Genomic DNA, 13,525 nt, shown 5'->3' on the forward strand with positions numbered 1-13,525 from the left:
TCAGTCCGCCGGGCTCAGAGGACCGGCAGCATCCGGTCGCGCTCGTAGGCGGAGACCTGGGTGCGGTACTCCTCCCACTCGGCGCGCTTGTTGCGCAGGAAGAAGTCGAAGACGTGCTCGCCGAGCGTCTCGGCCAGCAGCTCGGAGTCCTCGGCGATCCCGATGGCGTCCCACAGGCTGCGCGGCAGCGGCGCGATGCCGAGTGCCCTGCGCTCCCGCTCGGTCAGCGACCAGACGTCGTCCTCGGCCTCGCGGGGCAGCTCGTAGCCCTCCTCGATGCCCTTCATGCCCGCGGCCAGGACGACCGCGAAGGCGAGGTAGGGGTTGCAGGCCGGGTCGATCGTGCGCAGCTCGATGCGGGTGGACTGGCCCTTGTTGGGCTTGTACATCGGCACCCGGATCATGGCGGACCGGTTGTTGTGGCCCCAGCACACGCCGGACGGGGCCTCGCCCCCACCGAGCAGGCGCTTGTAGGAGTTGACCCACTGGTTGGTGACCACGCTGATCTCGCCCGCGTGGCGCAGGATCCCGGCGATGAACTGCCGGCCGGTCTTGGAGAGCTGGTACTGCGCGCCGGCCTCGAAGAAGGCGTTGCGATCGCCCTCGAAGAGCGACACGTGGGTGTGCATGCCCGACCCAGGGTGGGTGGTGAACGGCTTGGGCATGAAGGACGCCCAGATCCCGTGGCCGAGGGCGACCTCCCGGATGACCGTGCGGAAGGTCATGATGTTGTCGGCGGTGGTCAGCGCGTCGGCGTAGCGCAGGTCGATCTCCTGCTGGCCCGGGCCGCCCTCGTGGTGGCTGAACTCGACCGAGATGCCCATCGCCTCGAGCATCGTGATGGCGTCGCGGCGGAAGTCGGCGCCTCGCGACTGGGCGGTGTGGTCGAAGAAGCCGCTGCGGTCGACCGGCTCCGGCTCGTCGCCCTTCCCCGGCACGTCCTTGAACAGGTAGAACTCGATCTCGGGGTGGGTGTAGAAGGTGAAGCCCTTGTCGGCGGCGGTGCTCAGGGTCCGCTTCAGCACATGGCGCGGGTCGGCGTAGGACGGGCTGCCGTCGGGCATCACGATGTCGCAGAACATCCGCGCGGTGGCCGGGCCGCCCTCGTCGCCGGTGCGCCATGGCAGGATCTGGAACGTCGAGGCGTCGGGGTGCGCGAGCATGTCGGACTCGTAGACGCGGGCGAATCCCTCGATGGCCGAGCCGTCGAACCCGATGCCCTCCTCGAACGCGTTCTCGAGCTCGGCCGGTGCGACGCTCACGCTCTTGAGGAAGCCCAGCACGTCGGTGAACCACAGCCGCACGAACCGGACGTCACGCTCCTCGAGCGCCCGGATCACGAAGTCCTCTTGCTTGCCCATGCCACCAGCCTAGGGCCAGCGCGACACGAGGGTCGGAGGGTGTCAGCAGCCGAGTCAGAAACCCGCGTCCGACGGCATCCCGCCGCCGATCAGCGCCTCGCGCCGGGCCCTGTCGGCGATGTGCAGCTCGCGAAGCAGGCGCCGCAGCTCGGCCTCTTCGGCCACCAGCCCGACGCGCAGGTGGATGCCCGGCGGGTCGGGCTCGCGGTCGAGGGGAAGCAGTAGCCGGCTCGGTCGCCACCGGTACGACGGCGCGCCCGCCGCGGCGGTCAGCACCAGCGCGGCCCAGCGGGTGCCGAGGCTGTCGGGCACCACGGCGCCGACGTCGTCCCACGCCAGCTCGCTGTCGATGCCAATGCCGTGCAGCTCGACGAGGTCGGCCGAGATCCGCAGCTCGGGTCGCCGCGACCACGCACGCCACATCTCGGCGGCCAGCACCAGCACGAGCAGCGCCGGGACGCCGGCCACCACACGCACCCCGGTGCGCTCGTCGAGCACGGCCGCCAGCCCCAGGCCGATGCCGAGCGTCGTCAGCACGACGGCGACCGCGGGGGCCTGGCCGCGCTCGCCGAGCGCCAGCGCCCACGCGGGGCGTCCGCGCAGCTCGGTGCGCCGCCACGTCGAGGTGCTGCGCCGTTGGCCGAGGCCGACCATCGCGGCCACCGACACCATGAACGCGCCGAGCACGAGGTTGAGCAGGCGCTGCTCCGCGCGCGTCGCGGCCAGGTAGAGGGCGCCGACGCCGATCACGCCCGTGACCACGACGGTGAAGACACCGACGGGGCGCGAGGTGAACGCGTGGCGCCCGCTCATGCGCTCGGACGCTAGCACCACCGTCAGCGGCAGATGTTGATGTCTTGCGACCCGAGGACGCCGTCCCAGACCTCGCGCATCGGCGCGAGCCAGCTCTGGGTGGTGGGCACGAAGGCGATGCTGCCGTTGACCTCCTCGTGCACGCCGCCCACCCGCACCTTCTCCACGACGAGCGGCACGGTGACCCTCCGGCTGCGGACGCCCTCCCAGCACGCCGACGCGCGCCGCTTGGTCACGGCCTCCTCCACGGTGACGGGGTCGCCGACGCGCTTGCCGTTGTAGCGCCACGCCACGGTGGCGAGATAGCCGGTGTGGCCCTCCCAGGGCGCGACGACGGTGGCCGACATCCCCCACGTGCGCCGGGTCGCGACGCGGAAGGTCACCGATCCGTCGCGCACCTTCCTGGTGCGCGACTGCCACACGTGGACCACGTGGGCGTCCAGCGTGCGCCGGGCGTTGACGAGCTGGATCCGGCAGCCCTCGCAGTCCTCGACGGTGAAGGTCAGGGTCGTACGAGCGGCAGCGCGCTCGGCGGGCTCAGCGGGGGCCGGCCGGGCGTGGGCGGGCGCGGACGCCAGCGAGCCGGCGAGCAGCGCGACGCCCGCGAGCGCGGTGGCCAGCGACCGGAGGGCGCCGGATGGGACGGTGGGACGGGCGGTGGATCGGTGGGTCATCTCTGTCTCCCCGTGAGGTGGTGTCAGCGATGGGGACGCGGGCTGCGGTCCATCGGGTGACACCGAGACTGGCACAAGGATCAGTCGTCGCCCAGCGTGTTTCGCTCGAGGTCGCCGAGCGTGGGCCGTCCGCGGTTGCAGAAGACGTCGAGCTCGACCGAGCTGCGACCGTCGCTGAAGACCGCCTCGACGTCGTCGTCCGGGCCCTGCTCCCAGCTCACGGCGCGCCAGCCCGCCTGCTTGTCCGCGCGCACACCGACGCCGTACGCCCAGGTGTCGCGGCACTCGACGAGGAAGGCCCCCCACTCCCCCGTGATCTCGTCGGACACGGCCGGACCGTCGGGCTCGGGCACGGTGGGGGACGGCACAGAGGCGTCGCGGGCGACCTCGTCGCCCACGGGACCGCGGTCGCGGATGGTGGCGCCCACGGTCGACACCGCGAACACGCCGGCGACCACGGCGAGGAGCGTGGCCGCGACCCACAGGCCCACGAGCAGCATCCGACGTCTCACGGGGCGCATCTTGCCGGTTCGCCGGTCAGCGTGGGGTGAGGAGCCGGTTAAGGCGCGGCTAAGGCCGCGGTGGCGCGCGTCGGGGACGGTACGGTCGATGGGTGGCCGAGGTGCTGATCATCGAGGACGACGACCGGATCAGGCCGTTGCTGGTGCGGGGCCTGCGCGAGTGCGGCCATACGGTCACCTCGGCGCCGACCGGGATGGGCGGGCTGCAGCTCGCCGTCGACTCCTCCCCCGACCTGGTCGTGCTCGACCTCGGCCTGCCCGACGTCGACGGCACCCAGGTGCTGTCGATGCTGCGGGCGGTGAGCGAGGTGCCGGTGATCATCGCCAGTGCCCGCGCCGACGACCCGTCGCTCGTCGGGGCCCTCGACGCCGGCGCCGACGACTACGTCGTCAAGCCCTTCACCAGCGCCCAGCTCGACGCCCGCGTCCGCGCGGTGCTGCGCCGCGCCGCGTCCGGCCGGCGGCGGCCCACGACCCTCACCGTCGGCGGCCTGTCCGTCGACCTGGCCGGTCGCCGCGTGCAGCTCGACGGCCGGGCGATCGACCTGACGCCGCGCGAGTTCGACCTGCTCGCCCACCTCGCCGAGCGACCCGGCGAGGTGGTGACCAAGCGTGACCTGCTGGTCGACGTGTGGCGCCAGCCGTGGGGCGGCTCGGACAAGACCGTCGACGTGCACCTGTCGTGGCTGCGCCGCAAGCTCGGCGAGACCGCCGGCTCGCCCCGCTACCTGACCACCGTGCGCGGCGTCGGCGTACGACTCGCCGCGCCCGGGCCCGACCAGGCCGAGGACGACTGAGGTGCGCCGCAGCCTCCTCGTGACGGCGGCGGCCGCGATCTCCATGGTCCTGCTCGCGATGCTCGTGCCGATGATGATCCTGGTGCGCAGCTACGCCCTGGAGGACCGGCTGGCCCGCGCCGCGCTGGAGGTCCAGGCGGTGGAGACCGTCGTGTCGGGCCAGGACGCGGGCGCGGTCGCGCAGTACGTCGACCGCGTCAACGACAGCGACCGCGACGCACGGGTGACCGTGCTCTACCCCGACGGGCCGGAGATCGGCCCCGACCCCGGACAGGGCGCGCTGGTCCTCGACGCCCGCAACACCGGTCGGGCGCGCGTGGACGACGTGCCCGGTGGGTCGCAGCTCCTCGTGCCGGTCTCGCGGGGCGGCAACTCCGCGCTCCCGTCGCAGACCCCGGTGATCCGTGTCGTCGTGGACGAGCCCGGCCTCGACTCGGCCGTCGGGGCGGCGTGGGGGCTCCTCGCGCTGCTCGCGCTCGTGCTCCTGGCCGGCTCGCTCGCCGTGGTCGACCGCCTGGGGCGCTCGTTCGTGCTTCCGATCCGGCAGCTCGCCCGGCACACCCGCTCGCTCGGCGGCACCGGCGTCGTCACCCCGCTCCCTGCGGTGTCGGGCCCGCCCGAGGTGCAGGAGCTCGCCAGCGCGGTGGACCGGCTGGTCGGGCGCATCCAGCTGCTCCTCGCGCGCGAGCGGGCCAACGTCGCCGACCTCTCCCACCGCCTGCGGACGCCGGTCACCGCCCTGCGGCTGCGGGTCGAGGCGGTCGAGGACCCGTTGCTGCGCCACCGGCTCGGCGGCGACCTCGACGCCCTGCAGGCCACCGTCGACGAGATCGTCCGCGAGGCCCGGCGCTCCGAGCGCGAGGGGCTGGACCCCCGCACCGACGCGGTCGCGGTGATCACCGAGCGCGTACGCCACTGGGAGCCGCTGGCCGAGGACCAGGGCCGCCCCTACGAGGTCCACCTCGCACCGGCGGGGCCGCTCCTGCGGGCCAGCCGCGCCGACCTGGAGGCGCTGGTCGACGTGCTGCTCGACAACGTCTTCTCCCACACCCCCGACGACGCGGCCGTGCGGATCACCCTCGACGCGCAGGACGACGTGGTCGAGCTGGTCGTCGAGGACGCCGGCCCGGGCCTGCCGCCCGGGCTCGACGCCACCGGCCGCGGGTCGAGCGGAGGCGGCTCCACCGGGCTCGGCCTCTCGATCGCGGCCCGCACGGCCGAGAGCTGCGGCGGCGCGTTGGAGGCGGGCACCTCGGACATGGGAGGAGCCCGGGTCGCCGTCACGTTGCGGACGGCCTGACCCGGGCCCCTGCGGAGCCGTCGCTCAGCGCACGGTGACCTTCAGCGAGCAGGACTTCCCGCCGGCGGGCGTCACCGTCAGCTTGAAGGTGTCCTTGCCGGGGGTGTTGCGGCGGAACGTGTCGAGGCTGAGCTCGCCCTCGTCGTCCGCGCGCAGCACGCGGGACACCGCCAGCTTGCCGTCGTGACGGATGGCCACGCGCCACTGGCTGCCCGGGCGGGCCCGGTCGATGTCGGCGTCGACCTCGAAGCCGCGGCGGCCCTCGCGGTCGACGTTGAGCTCGAAGGTCGCGCCGGCGCAGGTGCCGCGCCGCTCGACGTCGGCGCTGGCGGGCGACGCGACGAGGACGGTGGTGCCGGCCGCGGCGGTGGCGACCAGGGCGGTGGTGGCGATGAGCGTCTTCTTCATGGGGTACTCCTCAGGTCGGGTGGCCCGGACGGGCCGCGCTTCGTGGTGGGTCAGGAGCCGATCGTGGCCGTGCAGGGCTCCCCGTCGGCGGGGGTGAAGGTGACGGAGTAGGACGCGTCGCCCGAGTCGCCGGAGCTGAAGGCGTCGACGTCGATCTCGCCGTCCTCGTCGGTCGTGCGGACGCCGCTGAGCAGGGACGTGTCGTCGCGGGTCAGCTCGACCTGCCACTCCTCGCCCGGTCCGGCCGACTGCAGCTCGGCGCTGACCTCGGTGCCGCCGTCCTCCCGCTCGGTCGTGAGCTCCCAGGTGGCGCCGCCGCACGTGCCGCGCTCGGTGGCGCTCTTGTCGGCCGCGTCGTCCACGGCCCACCACACGCCCAGCCCGATCGCGACCGCCACGACCACGACCACGGCGATGACCACGTTCCTCCGCACATTTCCTCCTTCGTCGTCGGACGCCCGGGTGGCGTCCGTCGACCACGAGGTTGGCGGGCGGGGGGCTAAGCGCGCTCCAGCCGGCCGTTAAGGGCAGGCAAAGACCTCAGGAGGTCGGCACGTCCCGCTCGATCTCGGCGAGCCACGCGGTGCCCTTGGCGTCGCTGGGCATCCGCCAGTCGCCGCGCGGGCTCATGGTGCCGCTCGGGCTGACCTTCGGCCCGTTGGGCAGCGCCGAGCGCTTGAATTGGTTGGCGAAGAAGCGCTTGACGAAGACCTGCAGCCAGGTGCGGACCTCCTCGAGCGAGTACGCCACCCGCGCGTCCTCGGGGAACCCGGGCGGCCACTCCCCCGCCGCGGCGTCCTGCCACGCGTGCCAGGCCAGGAAGGCGATCTTGCGGGGCCGGAAGCCGTGGCGCACGACGAGCGCGAGCGTGAAGTCCTGCAGGTTGTAGGGACCGACGGTGTCCTGCGTGGCCTGCGGCCGCTGTCCCTCCTCGACCGGGATCAGCTCGGGGGTGATCTCCTGCTCCAGGATCTCCGCGAGGACCTCGTTGGCCTCCTCGAGCTCCCCGTGGCTGATCACCCAGCGGATGAGGTGCTGCACGAGCGTCTTGGGCACGCCGGCGTTGACGCTGTAGTGCGACATCTGGTCGCCGACGCCGTAGGTGCACCAGCCGAGCGCGAGCTCGGAGAGGTCGCCGGTGCCGACGACGATGCCCCCGCGCTGGTTGGCCAGCCGGAAGAGGTAGTCGTAGCGAAGCCCGGCCTGGACGTTCTCGAACGTGACGTCGTAGACCTTCTCCCCCTCGCTGTAGGGGTGGCCCATGTCGGCGAGCATCTGCTCGGCGGCGGGCCGGATGTCGAGCTCCTCGAACGTCACCCCGAGCGCCTGCGAGAGCCGGGTGGCGTACGACTTGGTGGTCGAGCCGGTCGCGAAGCCGGGCATCGTGAAGGCCAGCACGTCGCTGCGCGGGCGCCCGAGCCGGTCCATCGCCTTGCACGCGACGATCAGCGCGTGGGTGGAGTCGAGACCGCCGCTCACGCCGATCACGGCCTTCGGCGCGCCGATCGCGGTGAGCCGCTGCTCGAGCCCGGAGACCTGGATGTTGTAGGCCTCGTAGCAGTCGAGCTCGAGGCGCTCGGGGTCGTCGGGGACGAACGGGAAGCGGTCGACCTTGCGCATCAGCCCGATGTCGCCGACGGGCGGCTCGAGCTCCCACTCGACGGTGCGGAAGCGGTTGACCCGCTCGTGGTGGGTGCGCCGGTTGTCGTCGAAGGTGACCTGCCGCATCCGCTCCTGCCGGATCAGGTCGAGGTCGACGTCGACCACTGTGCGGCGCGGGCCGTCGGGGAACCGCTCGCTCTCGCCGAGGAGCGAGCCGCACTCGTAGACCATCGTCTGGCCGTCCCAGCTCAGGTCGGTCGTCGACTCGCCCTGGCCGGCGGCGGCGTAGACGTACGCCGCGGCGCACCGCGCGCTGGCGCTGCGCACCAGGAGCCGGCGGTCCTCGGCGCGGGCGATGGTGATCGGCGAGCCGCTGAGGTTGGCCAGCACGGTGGCGCCGGCCAGCGCGGCCTCCGCGCTCGGCGGCACCGGCACCCACAGGTCCTCGCAGACCTCGACGTGCAGGTCGAGGCTTGGCACGTCGAGGCACCGGAAGATCAGGTCGGGCCCGAAGCGGACCTCCTGGCCGGCGACCGTGATCCACTCCAGCTCGCGGTCGTCGCCCGGGGCGAACCAGCGGCGCTCGTAGAACTCGCGGTAGTTGGGCAGGTACGACTTCGGCGCCACCCCGAGCACCGACCCGCGCTGCACCACGACCGCGCAGTTGAAGACCCGGTTGCCGTGCACGACCGGGGCCCCGATGACGAGCATCGTCATCAGGTCGGCGCTCGCCGCCACGATGTCGGCGATCGCCTCCTCGACCGCGGCGAGCAGGGTGTCCTGGAGGAAGAGGTCGTCGACCGAGTAGCCCGTCAGGCCCAGCTCGGGGAACACCGCGATCGCGACCGAGTCGTCGTGGCAGGCCCGCGCCTGCTCGATCACCTCGGCGGCGTTGGCGGCCGGGTCGGCCAGGTGCACGGGCACGGTGACGGCGGCGATGCGGGCGAAGCCCTGGGCGTAGGCGGAGTAGAAGTCCACGCCGCCACTCTAGGGAGGCGGGCCGGGCCGAGATCCCACCCCTCGGGGCACGCGGGCCGGCAAATGGGTGGGAGGACCGGGCCGGCACGTCCTACGGTGCGGTCATGGCCCTCGTCATCACCCCGTGTGCCTCCGACGAGGACCTCGAGGCGTGGCGACAGGTGCGGATCGCGGTCGTGCCCTACGAGCGCGCCCAGTCGGTGGAGGAGATGCGCGCGCACGCCGGGCCCGATCGGCTGATGGTGCTGGCCCGTGAGGACGGCGTGGTGGTCGGCTCCGGCCTGGCCGACCGCTCGGAGACCAGCGGCGGCGGCTCGGTCGTGCCGCGCGTGCTCCCCCAGCACCGCAGGCGCGGCGTGGGCACGGCCCTGCTCGACCGGCTCGTCGCGCACGTCGCCGGCCTCGGCGTCCCGACGCTGCGCGCGGGCGCGGACGACGAGGGCTCGCTCGCCTTCGCACAGCGCTTCGGGTTCGAGGAGGTCAACCGCGAGGTCGAGCAGACCTTCCGCATCGACGCCCCGATCGCGGTGGCGCCGGCTCCTGATGGGATCGAGGTCGTCACCGCCCAGGAGCGGCCCGGGCTGTGGGAGGCGGCGTACGACGGCCTCGGGCTCGAGGCGCTGGCGGACTTCGCCGTCGACACCCCGCTCGACGTGACGCCGGAGCGCTGGGCGACGTCCTGGCTCGCCGACCCGATGTTCCTCGCGCTGCACGAGGGGGAGGTCGTCGGCTGCGCGGGCCTGGGCCGCGACCCCGACCAGCCGACCCGCGCCGAGAACGGCCTGACCGCCGTGCGCCGTGCCTGGCGCGGGCGCGGCCTGGCAGTCCACCTCAAGCAGCGCGCCCTCGCCTGGGCGGCCGACCACGGGATCCACGAGGTCTACACCTGGACCCAGGACGGCAACGCAGCGATGCGCGCCCTCAACACCCGGCTCGGCTACGCCACCACCCGGGTCGGCATCCAGCTCGCCCGTCCCCTGCCGCCCGGCGAGCCACCCTTTACCGGCGCCCTCGCGCAGTCGTAGCGTCGGCGCCGTGCGCCAGCCCCTCCGCAGCACCCGGTGGTCCCTGTCCGTCGCCCTCGCCGCGCTCGTCGCCGGGCTCGTCACCCTTCCGCCGCCGGCGACCGGGGCCGGCGAACGTGCCGCCCCTCGCGACGAGCGAGCCCCACAGCTGCGGGTCCGCACCGTCGTCCGCGGGCTCCAGCACCCCTGGGACGTCCAGCAGGGACCGGGTGGCCGGCTGCTCGTCTCCGAGCGCGACCGCGCCCGGCTCAGCGTCGTACGGAAGGGAAAGCGCCGGACCCTCGCCGACCTCTCGACGCAGGTCTGGGTCTCCGGCGAGACCGGCCTGCTGTCGATCGCGGTGGACGCCGGCTCGCGGACGCTGTGGGCGTGCCACGGCGCCTCGACCCGGCGCGGCACGGAGGTGCGGGTGACGCGGTGGCGGGTCGACCCGCGGTGGCGCAGGCTCTCGCAGCCGCGCCTCGTGGTCGGCGACTTCCCGGCGACGTCGGGACGCCACGGTGGCTGCCGGCTGCTGCTCGACCGCGACAGCGACGCCCTGTTCGTCGGCACCGGCGACGCCGCCGTCGGCACCAACCCGCGCTCCCTCGACTCCCTCGGCGGCAAGGTGCTGCGGGTACACCGCCGCACCGGCGCGCCGATGCCCGGCAACCCGTTCGCGGACGCGAGCGGTGCCCGCCCGCTCGTGTGGACCTACGGCCACCGCAACGTCCAGGGCCTGGCCCAGCGCGACGACGGGACCCTCTGGTCGGTCGAGCACGGCAGCGACCGCGACGACGAGGTCAACCTGCTCGTCCCGGGCGGTGACTACGGCTGGAACCCGGTCCCGGGCTACGACGAGACCGTGCCGATGACCGACCAGTCGCTCCCGGGCCAGCAGCAGGAGGCCGCGTGGTCCTCCGGTACCCCGACGATCGCGACCTCCGGCGCCGCCTGGGTGCGCGGCTCCCAGTGGGGACCGCTCGAGGGGACGCTCGCCGTCGCCGCGCTCAAGGGATCCGAGGTCCTGTTCCTCCGCTTCGACGCCGCCGGTCGGCTCACCTCCGTCACCCGTCCGCCCCGGCTGCAGCGCCTGGGCCGACTGCGCTCGGTCACCGCGGCGCGCGACGGCGACCTCCTCCTCACCACCGACAACGGCGCGCGCGACCGGGTCGTCCGCGTCTCGCCGCGCTGACGTCCGCCGCCGAGCGTGACGGCCGCCACAGCGCCCTACCGACCGGTCGCCACTAGCCTGACGAGTGGTCCGTGGACTCCAGCAGGGAGCCGCGAGATGACGAGGAGCGAGCATGCCCGAAGAGACTGCCCCCTACGGCTCCGGCCCGGCACCGTCGGCGCCCGTGAAGCGCGTACGCACCCATCACCTGCGGGAGATGAAGGAGCGCGGCGAGAAGATCACCATGCTCACGGTCTACGACATGTACACCGCGGCGGTCTTCGACGAGGCCGGCATCGACATCCTGTTCATCGGTGACTCCGCGGCCAACAACGTCCTCGGCTACGAGACGACGCTGCCCGTGACGGTCGACGAGCTCATCCCCCTCGTCCGCGCCGTCTCGCGCGCCGCGCGGCGCGGACTGGTCCTCGCGGACCTGCCGTTCGGCTCCTACCAGGCGTCGCCGGAGCAGGCCTTCCACACGGCCGTCCGCTTCATGAAGGAGGCCGACGCGCACGCCGTCAAGCTCGAGGGCGGCGTCGAGGTGGCGCCCCAGGTGGAGAAGCTGTCGACCAACGGCATCCCCGTCATGGCCCACATCGGCTTCACCCCGCAGAGCGAGCACGCCCTCGGCGGCTACCGGGTCCAGGGGCGCGGCGAGGCGGCCGACCGGATCCTGGCCGCCGCGCACGCGATGGAGGACGCGGGCGCGTTCGCCGTGGTGATGGAGATGGTGCCCGGCGACGTCGCCGAGCAGGTCAGCAAGGAGCTGACCATCCCCACCATCGGCATCGGCGCCGGTCCGGCGTGCGACGGCCAGGTGCTCGTGTGGCAGGACGCGTTCGGCCTGCGCACGGGCCGGATGGCGCGCTTCGTCAAGCAGTACGCCGACGTCCACGGCGTGCTGCTCGAGGCGGCGCGGGCCTACGCCGACGACGTCCGCGGGGGCACGTTCCCCGGCCCCGAGCACACCTTCTGAGGTCCCCGGTCCGGCCCGCCGCGCTGCCGCCGGCGGGCCGGTGGCGGTGACAAGTCGGCCCCGGCACGGAAGGATCGAGGTCCCGACGACGCGAGGAGCCCGACGTGAGCGAGACCCCGGCCGGCAGGACGGCAGCCAAGAAGTCCCCGGCGAAGAAGTCGACCGCCACCAAGTCCGCGGCGAAGAAGTCCGCCACCACCAAGTCCGCGGCGAAGAAGTCGACCGCCACCAAGTCCGCGGCGAAGAAGTCCGCCACCACCAAGTCCGCGGCGAAGAAGTCCCCCGCGAAGTCGACGGCCAAGAAGTCGACCGCGACGAAGACCCCCGCCACCAAGTCTGCGGCGAAGAAGTCACCGGCCACGAAGTCCGCCGCGAAGTCCGCCACGAAGAAGTCGACAGCCACGAAGAAGTCGACAGCCACGAAGACCACAGGCACGAAGTCGTCGTCGGCCACGGCGCCGGCGCGCCCGTCGGCCTCCCCGCCCGCTGGGCGGTCGGCCCAGCAGTCGACGCCGAGGCCAACGGCCAAGCCCATCGCGTCGTCGGCGCGGCGCTCGCCCGCCGAGCGCGCGGTCGACGTCGGCGCCCAGGCCATCAGCACCGCCGCGGTGATCCAGAAGGTCGCGCAGGAGACCGCCGAGCGGGTCGCGGCCGAGACCGCAGCGCGGGTGAGCAAGCAGTACGAGGCGGCGATCGCCGACCTCACCCGCACCCTCGACAAGAACACCAAGCGCGCCCTCAAGAGCGTCCGCGCCGCGGCCGACCTGGCTCAGGCGGCCAACCCCGTCACCGGCAAGAAGGGCAGGAAGAAGTGATCACCTGTCGGGAGTCGCGTCGCTGACGCCGTCCCCCGGGCTTGCGGCGTCGTCGTTCCAGGCCGGGTCGTTGTCCCACTCCTCGTTGCGCTCCTCGACCTTCTCGAGCGCGCGCGAGGCCTCGGCGGCCGAGGCGTAGGGGCCGAGGCGGTCGCTGTTCTTGCAGCCGTCTCGTCCCTCGACCGTGCGGTGGGTCAGGCAGAACCAGTATTCGTTCTCGCTCATGGGCCGAAACTACACTCGGGCCGTGCCAGCCGTATCCCCCGCAGAGGTATCCGCACGCCGTCCCGTGCCCGCCCACATCGTCCGCCCGGAGTACGTCGACCAGCCGGCGCCGCAGCGCTTCACCGGCGAGGAGGTCAAGGACGCCGAGACGATCGAGCGGATGCGGGTCGCCGGCCGGCTCGCGGCCCAGGCGCGCGAGCTCGTCGGCTCGCACGTCGTGCCCGGCGTGACCACCGACGAGCTCGACCGGATCGGCCACGAGTTCCTCTGCGACCACGGCGCGTACCCGTCGACCCTCGGCTACCGCGGCTTCCCCAAGTCGCTGTGCGCCAGCGTCAACGAGGTCATCTGCCACGGCATCCCCGACAGCCGGGTCGTCGAGGACGGAGACATCGTCAACATCGACATCACCGCCTTCCTCGACGGCGTGCACGGCGACACCAACGCCACCTTCCTCGCCGGCGACGTCGACGAGGAGTCGCGGCTGCTCGTCGAGCGGACGAAGGAGGCGCTCGACCGGGCGATCAAGGCCGTCAAGCCCGGTCGCCGCGTCAACGTCATCGGCCGGGTGATCGAGGCCTACGCCAAGCGCTTCGGCTACGGCGTCGTGCGCGACTTCACCGGCCACGGCATCGGCACGGCGTTCCACTCCGGCCTGATCATCCCCCACTACGACGACGCGCGCTTCGACGACGAGATCCGGGTCGGGATGACCTTCACCATCGAGCCGATGCTCAACCTCGGCACCCCCGACTACGACATCTGGGACGACGGCTGGACGGCCGTAACCAAGGACGGGCTCCGCTCCGCGCAGTTCGAGCACACCTTGGTCGTCACCGACGATGGCGCCGAGGTGCTCACGCACCCCTAGACT

At 73.1% G+C, this 13,525-nt stretch carries 15 protein-coding genes; 7 read left to right on the forward strand and 8 right to left on the reverse strand.

Going from position 1 to position 13,525, the window contains the following annotated elements:
• Nucleotides 1-14 precede the first annotated feature (14 nt).
• The 4 genes from AC3X7Z_RS13320 to AC3X7Z_RS13335 all read right to left on the reverse strand — a co-directional run bounded on the left by AC3X7Z_RS13320 (nt 15) and on the right by AC3X7Z_RS13335 (nt 3,360).
• Complete coding sequence (locus AC3X7Z_RS13320; RefSeq protein WP_186342629.1) at nt 15-1,361, reverse strand: glutamine synthetase family protein; 1,347 nt, start codon at nt 1,359-1,361, stop codon at nt 15-17.
• A 54-nt stretch (nt 1,362-1,415) separates the two neighbouring features.
• The gene (locus AC3X7Z_RS13325; protein ID WP_186342630.1) at nt 1,416-2,174 is read right to left on the reverse strand and encodes a hypothetical protein; all 759 of its coding nucleotides are present in this window, start codon (nt 2,172-2,174) and stop codon (nt 1,416-1,418) included.
• 23 nt (nt 2,175-2,197) lie between these two features.
• Nucleotides 2,198-2,848 carry a hypothetical protein gene (locus tag AC3X7Z_RS13330; protein ID WP_489976215.1) on the reverse strand — a complete coding sequence of 217 codons (651 nt, stop codon included), beginning with the start codon at nt 2,846-2,848 and terminating at the stop codon, nt 2,198-2,200.
• Between the two features lie 80 nt (nt 2,849-2,928).
• On the reverse strand, nt 2,929-3,360 hold the full coding sequence (locus AC3X7Z_RS13335) for a hypothetical protein (RefSeq protein WP_489976216.1): 432 nt from the start codon (nt 3,358-3,360) through the stop codon (nt 2,929-2,931).
• A 101-nt stretch (nt 3,361-3,461) separates the two neighbouring features.
• On the opposite strand from AC3X7Z_RS13335, the gene AC3X7Z_RS13340 reads away from it, so the two are divergent.
• On the forward strand, nt 3,462-4,166 hold the full coding sequence (locus AC3X7Z_RS13340; protein ID WP_186342633.1) for a response regulator transcription factor: 705 nt from the start codon (nt 3,462-3,464) through the stop codon (nt 4,164-4,166).
• 1 nt (nt 4,167) lies between these two features.
• Nucleotides 4,168-5,466 (forward strand): ATP-binding protein, encoded by a 1,299-nt coding sequence (locus AC3X7Z_RS13345; protein WP_489976217.1) that lies wholly within the window; start codon nt 4,168-4,170, stop codon nt 5,464-5,466.
• A gap of 24 nt (nt 5,467-5,490) precedes the next feature.
• On the opposite strand, the gene AC3X7Z_RS13350 is transcribed toward AC3X7Z_RS13345, so the two are convergent.
• The 3 genes from AC3X7Z_RS13350 to AC3X7Z_RS13360 form a co-directional block, all read right to left on the reverse strand.
• Nucleotides 5,491-5,874: a hypothetical protein gene (locus tag AC3X7Z_RS13350; RefSeq protein WP_186342635.1), complete on the reverse strand. Its 384-nt coding sequence runs from the start codon at nt 5,872-5,874 to the stop codon at nt 5,491-5,493.
• A gap of 50 nt (nt 5,875-5,924) precedes the next feature.
• Nucleotides 5,925-6,308, reverse strand: a complete 384-nt coding sequence (locus AC3X7Z_RS13355) for a hypothetical protein (RefSeq protein WP_489976218.1) — start codon at nt 6,306-6,308, stop codon at nt 5,925-5,927.
• A 106-nt stretch (nt 6,309-6,414) separates the two neighbouring features.
• The gene (locus AC3X7Z_RS13360; protein WP_489976219.1) at nt 6,415-8,454 is read right to left on the reverse strand and encodes an NAD(+) synthase; all 2,040 of its coding nucleotides are present in this window, start codon (nt 8,452-8,454) and stop codon (nt 6,415-6,417) included.
• 104 nt (nt 8,455-8,558) lie between these two features.
• Here AC3X7Z_RS13360 and AC3X7Z_RS13365 point away from each other — a divergent pair, with 104 nt between their 5' ends.
• From AC3X7Z_RS13365 to AC3X7Z_RS13380, 4 genes are all read left to right on the forward strand, one after another.
• Nucleotides 8,559-9,479: a GNAT family N-acetyltransferase gene (locus AC3X7Z_RS13365; protein WP_489976220.1), complete on the forward strand. Its 921-nt coding sequence runs from the start codon at nt 8,559-8,561 to the stop codon at nt 9,477-9,479.
• A 10-nt stretch (nt 9,480-9,489) separates the two neighbouring features.
• Nucleotides 9,490-10,653: a PQQ-dependent sugar dehydrogenase gene (locus AC3X7Z_RS13370; protein ID WP_489976221.1), complete on the forward strand. Its 1,164-nt coding sequence runs from the start codon at nt 9,490-9,492 to the stop codon at nt 10,651-10,653.
• 112 nt (nt 10,654-10,765) lie between these two features.
• A complete protein-coding gene (panB, locus tag AC3X7Z_RS13375) occupies nt 10,766-11,611 on the forward strand; it encodes a 3-methyl-2-oxobutanoate hydroxymethyltransferase (RefSeq protein WP_186342640.1) in 846 nt (281 codons plus the stop codon).
• Between the two features lie 104 nt (nt 11,612-11,715).
• The gene (locus AC3X7Z_RS13380) at nt 11,716-12,426 is read left to right on the forward strand and encodes a hypothetical protein (protein WP_489976222.1); all 711 of its coding nucleotides are present in this window, start codon (nt 11,716-11,718) and stop codon (nt 12,424-12,426) included.
• Here the strand turns inward: AC3X7Z_RS13380 and AC3X7Z_RS13385 are convergent, their stop codons facing one another.
• Nucleotides 12,427-12,651 (reverse strand): hypothetical protein, encoded by a 225-nt coding sequence (locus tag AC3X7Z_RS13385; protein ID WP_489976223.1) that lies wholly within the window; start codon nt 12,649-12,651, stop codon nt 12,427-12,429.
• Here AC3X7Z_RS13385 and map point away from each other — a divergent pair.
• Nucleotides 12,650-13,522 (forward strand): type I methionyl aminopeptidase, encoded by an 873-nt coding sequence (gene map / locus AC3X7Z_RS13390; protein WP_489976224.1) that lies wholly within the window; start codon nt 12,650-12,652, stop codon nt 13,520-13,522. The genes AC3X7Z_RS13385 and map overlap by 2 nt on opposite strands.
• Nucleotides 13,523-13,525 lie beyond the last annotated feature (3 nt).

It is taken from the genome of Nocardioides sp. Z24_21, from assembly GCF_058134345.1.

Coding starts and splice junctions, on each gene's coding strand:
- AC3X7Z_RS13350 (WP_186342635.1), bottom strand. CDS start 5,874: ATGAAGAAGACGCTCATCGCCACCACCGCCCTGGTCGCCACCGCCGCG.
- AC3X7Z_RS13320 (WP_186342629.1), bottom strand. CDS start 1,361: ATGGGCAAGCAAGAGGACTTCGTGATCCGGGCGCTCGAGGAGCGTGAC.
- AC3X7Z_RS13385 (WP_489976223.1), bottom strand. CDS start 12,651: ATGAGCGAGAACGAATACTGGTTCTGCCTGACCCACCGCACGGTCGAG.
- AC3X7Z_RS13325 (WP_186342630.1), bottom strand. CDS start 2,174: ATGAGCGGGCGCCACGCGTTCACCTCGCGCCCCGTCGGTGTCTTCACC.
- AC3X7Z_RS13365 (WP_489976220.1), top strand. CDS start 8,559: ATGGCCCTCGTCATCACCCCGTGTGCCTCCGACGAGGACCTCGAGGCG.
- panB (WP_186342640.1), top strand. CDS start 10,766: ATGCCCGAAGAGACTGCCCCCTACGGCTCCGGCCCGGCACCGTCGGCG.
- AC3X7Z_RS13330 (WP_489976215.1), bottom strand. CDS start 2,848: ATGACCCACCGATCCACCGCCCGTCCCACCGTCCCATCCGGCGCCCTC.
- map (WP_489976224.1), top strand. CDS start 12,650: ATGGGCCGAAACTACACTCGGGCCGTGCCAGCCGTATCCCCCGCAGAG.